Origin of the sequence: Vibrio sinaloensis (assembly GCF_000808535.1) — a bacterium.
GTDB lineage: Bacteria > Pseudomonadota > Gammaproteobacteria > Enterobacterales > Vibrionaceae > Vibrio > Vibrio sinaloensis_D.
This window is the reverse complement of the sequence record NZ_JWLV01000013.1, coordinates 127,670-137,603: the sequence shown is the minus strand read 5'-3', so window position 1 is coordinate 137,603 and position 9,934 is coordinate 127,670. Positions and strand designations below refer to the sequence as shown.

At 47.6% G+C, this 9,934-nt stretch carries 9 protein-coding genes; 7 read left to right on the top strand and 2 right to left on the bottom strand.

The features are described from left to right. The 7 genes from RJ47_RS10740 to purF all read left to right on the top strand — a co-directional run. The coding region (locus RJ47_RS10740) for a FimV/HubP family polar landmark protein (RefSeq protein ID WP_039483753.1) at positions 1-2,316 on the top strand (2,316 nt) is incomplete at its 5' end. A 98-nt stretch (positions 2,317-2,414) separates the two neighbouring features. Then, positions 2,415-3,209 (top strand): tRNA pseudouridine(38-40) synthase TruA, encoded by a 795-nt coding sequence (gene truA, locus RJ47_RS10735; RefSeq protein WP_038141519.1) that lies wholly within the window; start codon positions 2,415-2,417, stop codon positions 3,207-3,209. Positions 3,210-3,385: 176 nt separating this feature from the next. Further along, complete coding sequence (accD, locus tag RJ47_RS10730; protein WP_005471616.1) at positions 3,386-4,312, top strand: acetyl-CoA carboxylase, carboxyltransferase subunit beta; 927 nt, start codon at positions 3,386-3,388, stop codon at positions 4,310-4,312. A 44-nt stretch (positions 4,313-4,356) separates the two neighbouring features. Beyond that, positions 4,357-5,622, top strand: a complete 1,266-nt coding sequence (gene folC, locus RJ47_RS10725; RefSeq protein WP_039483750.1) for a bifunctional tetrahydrofolate synthase/dihydrofolate synthase — start codon at positions 4,357-4,359, stop codon at positions 5,620-5,622. Further along, a complete protein-coding gene (locus RJ47_RS10720; RefSeq protein ID WP_039483749.1) occupies positions 5,623-6,174 on the top strand; it encodes an SPOR domain-containing protein in 552 nt (183 codons plus the stop codon). It abuts the gene before it with no gap. Positions 6,175-6,237: 63 nt separating this feature from the next. Then, positions 6,238-6,729: a CvpA family protein gene (locus RJ47_RS10715; RefSeq protein WP_039477769.1), complete on the top strand. Its 492-nt coding sequence runs from the start codon at positions 6,238-6,240 to the stop codon at positions 6,727-6,729. A 35-nt stretch (positions 6,730-6,764) separates the two neighbouring features. Continuing rightward, positions 6,765-8,279 (top strand): amidophosphoribosyltransferase, encoded by a 1,515-nt coding sequence (purF, locus tag RJ47_RS10710; RefSeq protein ID WP_038141511.1) that lies wholly within the window; start codon positions 6,765-6,767, stop codon positions 8,277-8,279. A 49-nt stretch (positions 8,280-8,328) separates the two neighbouring features. Here the strand turns inward: purF and znuB are convergent, their stop codons facing one another. Beyond that, on the bottom strand, positions 8,329-9,114 hold the full coding sequence (gene znuB, locus RJ47_RS10705) for a zinc ABC transporter permease subunit ZnuB (protein WP_039483748.1): 786 nt from the start codon (positions 9,112-9,114) through the stop codon (positions 8,329-8,331). Then, complete coding sequence (gene znuC, locus RJ47_RS10700; RefSeq protein WP_039483746.1) at positions 9,107-9,892, bottom strand: zinc ABC transporter ATP-binding protein ZnuC; 786 nt, start codon at positions 9,890-9,892, stop codon at positions 9,107-9,109. Before znuC ends, znuB begins: the two co-directional genes overlap by 8 nt. Positions 9,893-9,934 lie beyond the last annotated feature (42 nt).

Here is a 9,934-nt window from a genome sequence, read left to right as displayed (position 1 = left end):
GAGACTCCAGAGACTCCAGAAGTGGACGAAAGTCGCCCGCCAATGCCAGAAGCGATTCCAAACGAGTTTGGTATTCCGCAAGATGATGACTGGTTAGTAGATGAACCGGAACAAGCGATTGCTCAGGAAGACTCAATTGCATCATTGTCACAAGAAGCGCCTTCTTCTGATGTAAGCGCAGAGTCTGTTGATGAAGCCGTTGAACTAGATGAACTCGATCTTCCTGAATACAACGAAGAAGACGTGCTGGCGGATATGGCGTCAGAGCCAGAGATGCCAGCAGCAGAGCAAGCTGATGTGGAGCTAAGCGCTGAGCCTGCCGATGAAGCCGTTGAACTAGATGAACTCGATCTTCCTGAATACAGCGAAGAAGATGCGCTGGCGGATATGGCATCAGAGCCAGAGATGTCAGCAGCAGAGCAAGCTGATGTGGAGCCAAGCGCTGAGCCTGCCGATGAATCCATTGAGCTAGACGGCTTCGACCTTCCCGAATACAGCGAAGAAGACGCGCTAGCGGATATGGCGTCAGAGCCAGAGCTACCAGCGGCAGAGCAATCGGACTTGGAGCCAAGTGCTGAGCCTGCCGATGAATCCATTGAACTAGACGATCTCGACCTTCCAGAATACAGCGAAGAAGACGCGCTGCCGGATATGGCGCTAGAGCCAGAGATTCCAGCGGCAGAGCAAGCGGACTTGGATCCAAGCGCTGAGCCTGTTGATGAATCTATTGAGCTCGATGACTTCGACCTTCCTGAATACAGCGAAGAAGACGCGCTGGCGGATATGGCGTCAGAGCCAGAGCTACCAGCGGCAGAGCAATCGGACTTGGAGCCAAGCACTGAGCCTGTCGATGAATCCATTGAGCTAGAAGACTTCGACCTTCCTGAATACAGCGAAGAAGACGCGCTGGCAGATATGGGGTCAGAGCCAGAGATGCCAGCGGCAGAGCAACCGGACTTGGAGCCAAGTGCTGAGCCTGCCGATGAATCCATTGAGCTAGACGATCTAGACCTTCCTGAATACAGCGAAGAAGACGCGCTAGCGGATATGGCATCAGAGCCAGAGATGTCAGCAGCAGAGCAAGCTGATGTGGAGCCAAGCGCTGAGCCTGCCGATGAATCCATTGAGCTAGACGACCTCGATCTTCCTGAATACAGCGAAGAAGAGGCGCTAGCGGATATGGCATCAGAGCCAGAGATTCCAACGGCAGAGCAACCGGACGTGGATCCAAGCGCTGAGCCTGCTGATGAATCTATTGAGCTAGACGAACTCGACCTTCCAGAATACAGCGAAGAAGACGCGCTAGCGGATATGGCGTCAGAGCCAGAGGTGCCAGCAGCAGAGCAAGCTGATGTGGATCCAAGCGCTGAGTCTGCCGATGAATCCATTGAACTAGACGATCTCGACCTTCCAGAATACAGCGAAGAAGACGCGCTGGCGGATATGGCATCAGAGCCAGAGATGCCAGCAGGAGAGCAACCGGACATAGAGCCAAGCGCTGAGCCTGTTGACGAATCTATTGAGTTAGACGATCTCGACCTTCCTGAGTACAACGAGCAAGACGCGCTTGCGGATATGTTCAGTGAGAGCAGTGAAGAACTCTCTGAGCAAGATGATGAGACAAGCTTCAATCTTGATGATATTGAACTCCCAGATTTGGAAGACGCAACAGAATCGGTAGAAGGTTTCTCTGAAAGCGACTTCGATGAGCAAGCCTTTGATGAGCTGCTCTCCGATACAGAAGAGAACCAAACGGCAAGTTTCTCATTTGATAACCCAATTGATGCGACAACGTCCGATAGTGCTGGTATGGATATCGACGCTATGTTGGAAGTGGGGGGAGAAGATTGGAATGGATTTACACTGTCGGACGATCAACAAGCGCAAATCAGTGATGATATTCCAGAAGAAGAGCAAGACATTTGGTCTCAAGAAAACCTTCCAGAGCAAGCTCAAGTTCTTGATGAAAATTGGGAAGACCAACAATCACTCGATGATTTCAATCCCCGAGAAAACCAGTTCCGAACCATTGATGAACTGATGGCGGAAGTGGACGCCGAAGAAGCACAAGAGATTGATGACTCGCTGAAGCTTGATGTTGGTCTGAATGATTTCCCTGACGTTATCGGTGATATTGGCAGTGAAGATGTTGACTCAAATGCAGAGGCTGCGGGAAAACTGGATCTCGCTAAAATTTACATGGAAATGAACGACGCTCAAGGAGCGAAAAAGTTACTTGAAGAAGCCATTGTAGATGGAAGCGATGAAATTCGACGCGAAGCAAAACGCTTAATCGACGATATAAACCGCAGCTAAACAATCAAACACAAGGGGGACAGGCGTCCCCCTTATTTTTTTTCTGGAAAGTGTTTATACTTGCCGCCCTTACTGAGCAGACCCTGAGAGATCCCCTGATGAGAATAGCTTTAGGTATCGAATACAACGGTACTCAATACTATGGTTGGCAACGTCAACAAGACGTGAAAAGCGTTCAAGAGGAATTGGAGAAAGCGCTGAGTGTTGTCGCAAACCATCCGGTCGAAGTTCAATGCGCAGGCCGAACAGATGCAGGTGTGCACGGTACAGGTCAAGTGGTCCACTTTGATACGACGGCAAGCCGTAAAATGGTCGCTTGGACAATGGGTGCCAATGCGAATCTTCCCGGTGATATTGCCGTGCGTTGGGCGAAAGAAGTGCCTGAAGAGTTTCATGCTCGCTTTACTGCAACCGCGCGTCGCTATCGCTACATCATCTTTAATAGCGCGCTACGACCAGGCATCCTCTCTACGGGTGTAAGCCACTATCATGGTGAGCTAGATGAAAAGAAAATGCATTTAGCGGCACAATACTTACTTGGTGAAAACGATTTTACTTCGTTTCGAGCGACCCACTGTCAATCACGTAGCCCTTGGCGCAATATGATGCACATTAATGTCACACGGCATAATCAGTACGTGGTGATTGATATTAAAGCAAATGCGTTTGTTCACCACATGGTTCGCAATATTACAGGCAGCCTGATTTGTGTTGGTCGTGGCGAGCAAGAGCCTGAATGGATTCAATGGTTGCTTGGGGCGAAAGATCGCAAGCTCGCAGGTGCAACAGCAAAAGCGGAAGGGTTGTACCTAGTCGATGTGGATTACCCTGCAGAGTTTGAATTGCCAAGAGTGCCGATTGGGCCACTATTTTTGCCCGATAACTTGAACTAATTCGTGTTAAATTGTCGAAACAATCAGTTGTTTAGGGTGTGAGAGATAGGTACAGAAAATAGGTACAACCAGTTTTTTGTGCACAGCTGGCATTTTATATGCTTTAATCCTCACGCATAAATTCAGAATTTGTATCCTTCGCACTTTGCGCGGGAGTAGTAGAGAAAAGGTCTTCCATGAGTTGGCTTGAAAAGATTTTAGAAAAAAGCAACATCGGTAGTTCACGCAAAGCTTCGATCCCAGAAGGTGTATGGACGAAATGTACGTCATGTGAACAAGTGCTATATCACGCTGAGCTAGAGCGTAACCTAGAAGTGTGTCCAAAATGTGACCATCACATGCGCATGAAGGCTCGTCGTCGCCTAGAAACGTTTCTAGATGAAGGTGAGCGCGTAGAACTAGCAGATGAGTTAGAGCCGAAAGATAAACTGAAGTTCAAAGACTCAAAGAAATACAAAGATCGTTTGTCAGCGGCTCAAAAGAGTAGCGGCGAAAAAGACGCGCTTGTGGTTATGAAAGGTGAGCTACTTGGTTTACCGGTTGTCGCCTGTGCGTTTGAGTTTTCCTTCATGGGCGGTTCAATGGGCTCTGTTGTTGGTGCTCGTTTTGTTCGTGCTGTGGAAGCAGCAATGGAAAACAATTGCGGTCTTGTTTGTTTCTCAGCAAGTGGCGGTGCACGTATGCAAGAGGCACTGATGTCGCTAATGCAAATGGCCAAAACCAGTGCAGCGTTAGAGCGTTTATCAGCGAAAGGTTTGCCGTTTATCTCAGTGATGACAGACCCAACTATGGGCGGTGTTTCTGCGAGTCTCGCAATGCTTGGTGATGTGAATATCGGTGAGCCTAAAGCTCTGATTGGTTTCGCTGGCCGTCGTGTTATCGAACAAACGGTTCGTGAAGATCTACCAGAAGGCTTCCAGCGTAGTGAGTTCTTACTTGAGCACGGTGCGATTGATATGATCGTCGACCGTCGTGAAATGCGTCAGCGTATCGGTAGTCTATTGGCTAAAATGACTAACCAAGCGTCGCCTTTGGTGGTTTCTGTGAATGATTCACCAAATGAAGCGCACTATGATGTACCAGAAGTAGAAGAAAAAGGGTAAAGTAACACACTAACAAACCACCACTAATTTTTGGTTTTAGTTAGATGAGTCAAACCCAAATTCCTCAAGCCACATCTCCACTTTCGATGTGGCTTGATTATTTAGCAAATATCCATACGTCTGCCATTGATCTTGGTTTAGAACGTGTCCAAGCCGTGGCAGAGTCTGCCAATCTTACCAAACCCGCACCTACCGTTATCACTGTTGCAGGAACCAACGGCAAAGGTTCTACTTGTGCATTAATGGAAGCCATCTTACTTGATGCTGGCTATTCCGTTGGTGTCTATAGCTCTCCTCATTTGATTCGTTACAATGAACGGGTTCGAATCAATGGCCAAGATTTAAGCGATGAAAAGCACACCGAAGCCTTTGACTTTGTTGAACAGCAGCGTGGCGATATCAGTTTAAGTTTCTTCGAGTATGGCACTTTGGCCGCTTTACGGTTATTTCAAACTGAAAAAGTCGATGTTGTTTTGCTTGAGGTTGGTCTTGGTGGGCGCTTGGATGCGACTAATGTCGTTGCTCATGATGTGTCTGTGATCACCAGCCTTGCTCTCGACCACATCGATTGGCTTGGCGATGACATCAATGTGATTGGTTTCGAAAAAGCAGGGATCTACCGTAGTGGCAAACCTGCTATTTGCGGTCAGCCAAAAGCGCCTTCTACTGTCGCTGCACACGCAGATGACATCGGATCTGAGCTTTATCAAGTCGACATTCAATATCGATATGAGCAAACTTCCGAAACCGAGTGGACGTGGACTCATGGGTCTTATGACCTCGAAGCGCTCCCTATACCGAGTTTACCTTTGCAAAATGCTGCGACGGCGTTAATGGCGCTTGCAACAGCAAATCTAGACATTACTGACGTTAACATCGTCAACGGCTTGAACAACGCTCAGCTGCCTGGCCGAATGCAAATCATCAATCATTCGCCAACCGTTTTGCTTGATGTCGCTCATAACCCGCATTCTGCGGAGTACTTAGTTGGCCGCGTTCACCAACAATATCCCGGCAAAACGATACATGCAGTGGTCGCGATGCTGCACGACAAAGACATTAAAGCAACGCTTGAAGCACTAACGCCAATTGCGACGCACTGGTATCCGGCATCACTTACTGGACCAAGAGCAGCGACGGCGGAAGAGCTTTGTCAGCACCTACCCGCAGGCAATGTCCAGTTTGAATCCCCTGTGGCCGCTTTTGATGCGGCAATGACACACGCGGCCCCCGAAGATGTCATCCTCGTAGTAGGCTCTTTCCACACTGTAGGGGAAGTGCTTGAACACTGGGAAAGAAAAGGAGAGTAAATGGCCAGTAAGTTTCAAAGCCGTTTAGTCGGTACCATCATCTTGGTTGCAATTGGGGTGATTGTTTTACCTGATGTCTTAGATGGTAAGAAAACACATTACAAAGAAGAGATTGCGAGTATTCCGATTAAACCTGAAGTCGGCAATGATCTTGAGTCATTCGAAGTTCTTGACCCCGTCGACGACTCTGCGAGTTTACCCGAAACGCCAGTAGAGGTGACGCTTGAGGAGACTTCTCTAGCACAGTCCGAAGGGGCAAAAGAAGAACCGTTACCCGTTATCGTTAAGGAAATTCCGCAGCGTAATGAGTATCAAGAAAACGCGTGGATCATTCAGTTGATGGCCCTCAAAAATGCTGACAATGCGAAGAACCTTGTCAAAGATCTGCAAAAGCGTGGCTATCAAGCGCATGCGAAGCCAGAGAACAATTTTACGCGAGTAATAATCGGCCCAGATGTGTCGAAGAGCAAACTTGAACGCCAAGTGATTGAACTCGAAAAAATTACCGGCTCAAAAGGTCAGTTGCTCAAATTTAAACCACTAAACCCATAAGAAAACGTTTGCGTCAGCGTTTTTTCTGTTAAAATGCGCGCCAACTTAAGATGTAAGTAAAGAATGAATCCGTTAGATATTGTCATTTTAAGTGTGATCGGCCTTTCGGCTTTGATCAGTTTAGTTCGTGGTTTCGCTAAAGAAGCGTTGTCATTAGTGATTTGGTTTGGTGCTTTTTTTATCGCCAGTCAGTACTACGCAAAGTTAGCGGTGTACTTTACCAATATCCAAGATGAGATGTTTCGAAACGGAGCGGCGATTGCAGCCTTGTTTGTCGCAACCCTTATTGTTGGAGCGGTCGTGAACTACGTGATCGGACAATTGGTGCAAAAAACAGGCTTATCAGGAACTGACCGAGTACTGGGTATTGTGTTTGGTGCTTTACGCGGTGTTCTGATTGTCTCGGCTGCACTATTTTTTCTGGATACGTTTACATCATTTCCAGATACGGAGTGGTTTAAGGGCTCGCAATTGGTGCCGCAGTTTAAGCACATCATTGCTCCGTTCTTTGAACACTTACAAGCAACATCAAGTTTCTTATCTGACGCGCTTTAGCGCGTCAGCCATTGTCGAAAATCGAGGGTTAGGACATGTGTGGTATTGTTGGAATCGTGGGCACAACGCCTGTAAACCAGTCTATCTATGATGCATTGACGGTCTTGCAGCATCGTGGCCAAGATGCCGCGGGTATTTGTACCATAGAAAGCAATCGTTTTCGTCTGCGCAAGGCGAATGGTTTGGTGAAAGATGTGTTTGAAGCAAAGCACATGCAAAGACTGCAAGGCACAGTTGGTATTGGCCATGTTCGCTATCCAACGGCAGGCAGTTCAAGTGCGTCTGAAGCGCAGCCTTTCTATGTTAACTCTCCATTTGGTATCACGTTGGCTCATAACGGTAACCTAACGAATGCCAATGAAATTCGTCAGAAATTATTTGAAAAAGACCGTCGTCACCTTAACACGACGTCGGATTCAGAAGTATTACTTAACGTATTGGCGCATGAAATAGATACGGTTAAAGGCAATGTGACAGCCGAAGATGTTTTCCGCGCTGTAACTAATGTTCACCGTGCAATTCGCGGAGCGTACGCGGTAACGGCAATGATCATCGGCCATGGTATGATTGCTTTCCGTGACCCACATGGCATTCGCCCTCTATGCCTAGGTAAGCGTGAAGTGGACGGCCGTACGGAATACATGGTGGCTTCTGAATCGGTCGCATTGGATGCGGTTGGTTTTGATTTTATTCGTGATGTGGCTCCTGGTGAGGCGATCTACGCTACGTTTGATGGTGAGCTGCATACCAAGCAGTGCGCTGACAACCCAGCACTTAACCCATGTATCTTCGAGTTTGTTTATTTCGCTCGCCCTGACTCGTTTATCGATAAAATCTCGGTATACAGCGCTCGAGTAGAAATGGGTAAGAAACTTGGTGATCGTATTCGTGATGAGTACGCGCATTTAGATATTGATGTGGTTATTCCAATCCCAGAGACATCGTGTGATATTGCCCTGCAGATTGCTCAAGCGATTGACAAACCCTACCGCCAAGGTTTTGTGAAAAACCGTTATGTTGGACGTACCTTCATCATGCCTGGTCAGCAGCAGCGTAAAAAGTCGGTCCGTCGCAAGCTCAACGCGATTCGCTCAGAATTTAAAGATAAGAATGTTTTGCTCGTGGACGACTCCATTGTGCGCGGTACAACCTCTGAGCAGATTATCGAAATGGCGCGTGATTCAGGTGCTAAGAAAGTGTTCATGGTCTCTGCTGCCCCAGAAATTCGTTTCCCGAACGTTTACGGTATCGATATGCCAAGCGCAAATGAGCTGATTGCTCATGGCCGTGATAACGACGCAATCTGTAAGCAGATTGGTGCTGATGAACTGATTTTCCAAACGCTTGAAGATTTAGTAGAAGCTGTTGGCATCGGTAACAGTGACATTGCTCGTTTTGAAACATCGGTGTTTAACGGCGAATATGTTACCGGAGATATCGACCAGAAGTATCTAGAGTTTTTGGAGTCTTTACGCAACGACGATGCGAAAGTCCAGCGTGAGATTCAACAAGAACTCGCTAACCTAGAGTTACATAACGAAGGCGCGTAAACGCAAGAGTTAGACTGAAAAGCCGACGTAAAATACGTCGGCTTTTTATTTATGCCTTGGTTCTAACTAGTTGAGAGAGCATAAACATGGCGGTCGCGCTAATCACTACCGATGGCCCTGCCGGTGTGTCAAAGTGCCAAGATAGGCTTAAACCGAACACGACAGCGAGAACGCCAATAAGTGAAGCCAACAGTGCCATCTGTTCTGGCGTTGATGAGAATCGACGGGCCGCAGCAGCAGGAATGATCAATAGTGATGTCATTATCAACGCTCCGACAAATTTCATCCCGATAGCGATAACCAAACCGACCATCAGCATCAAAACAAGGCGCATCAAATCCACATTGTGGCCGTCAACCGCCGCTAAATCTTCACTGACGGTGGTCGCAAGTAGCGATCGCCAGAAGATTGCCAGTATCGCGGTCACGATAATCACACCACCGTAGATATACATCAAGTCAGTGGGGGTTACAGAAAGCAAATCACCGAAGAGGTAGCTCATCAGATCAATTCGCACATCATCTAAAAAGCTGACGGCAACCAAACCGAGAGACAAAGCGCTGTGGGCCAAAATGCCAAGTAGGGTATCCGTCGCAACCAGTTGTTGTTTTTGCAGAGTCACCAGGATCAGTGCAAGAGCGAGACAACAAACCACCAGTGCGAGATAAAGGTTTACATTAAGCAAAAAACCAAACGCAATACCCATGAGTGATGCGTGTGCCAGTGTGTCACCGAAGTATGCCATTTTGCGCCACACGACAAAGGAGCCAAGCGGGCCCGCAATGATGGCAATGCCAAGCCCAGCAAGCAGAGATGGTAGTAAAAACTCAATCATGGTGGTGTCCGTGTGAATGATGTGAACAGCTTGAAGCATCGCCAGACACAGGTTGCCCTGCCAAATCATGGTGGTGGTGAGTATGCTGATGGTTATACAGAGCAAGCGCCTCTTGGTGGCCATGGCCGAAGAGTGCGATATAGCTTGGGTGCTGGCTTATTGCTGCTGGCGAGCCAGAACAGCAGATGTGATGATGCAAACAAATGACATCATCGGTTTTCGCCATAACAAGATGCAGATCATGAGACACCATAAAAACGGCGCAATTGAAACGATGGCGAATGGTATCGATTAAATCGTAAAGATCGATTTGCCCTTGCACATCAACGCCTTGTGCTGGCTCATCAAGCACCAATAAATCTGGACGTTGCAGTAGAGCACGAGCGAGTAAGACACGCTGGTTTTCACCACCCGATAGGCTGTGCATGCTTGAGGTTAACAAGTGCTCGGCGCCAACCAGTTTCAATGCTTCTATGATCTCTTGTTGGCTGAATCGGCCAGAGAGTTTCAAAAACCTTGTTACGTTGAGCGGCAGTGAATCATTAAGCTTGAGCTTTTGAGGTACATAGCCGATCTTTAGACCTTTGCTCTTGGTTACTTTTCCTTGATACTTGCGCTGTAAACCGAGTAGCACTTTTACTAGCGTTGATTTGCCTGCACCATTAGGGCCGATTAACGTGGTAATTTCTCCACGGTTCAGTTTTAAAGAGACTCTATCTAGTACTTTGCGCTCTTCAAATTGAACGCAGATGTCAGTGAGTTCGACCAATGTCGACATGAATAGCACTCATTTGCAATTACTTAATGTTATAATGTAACA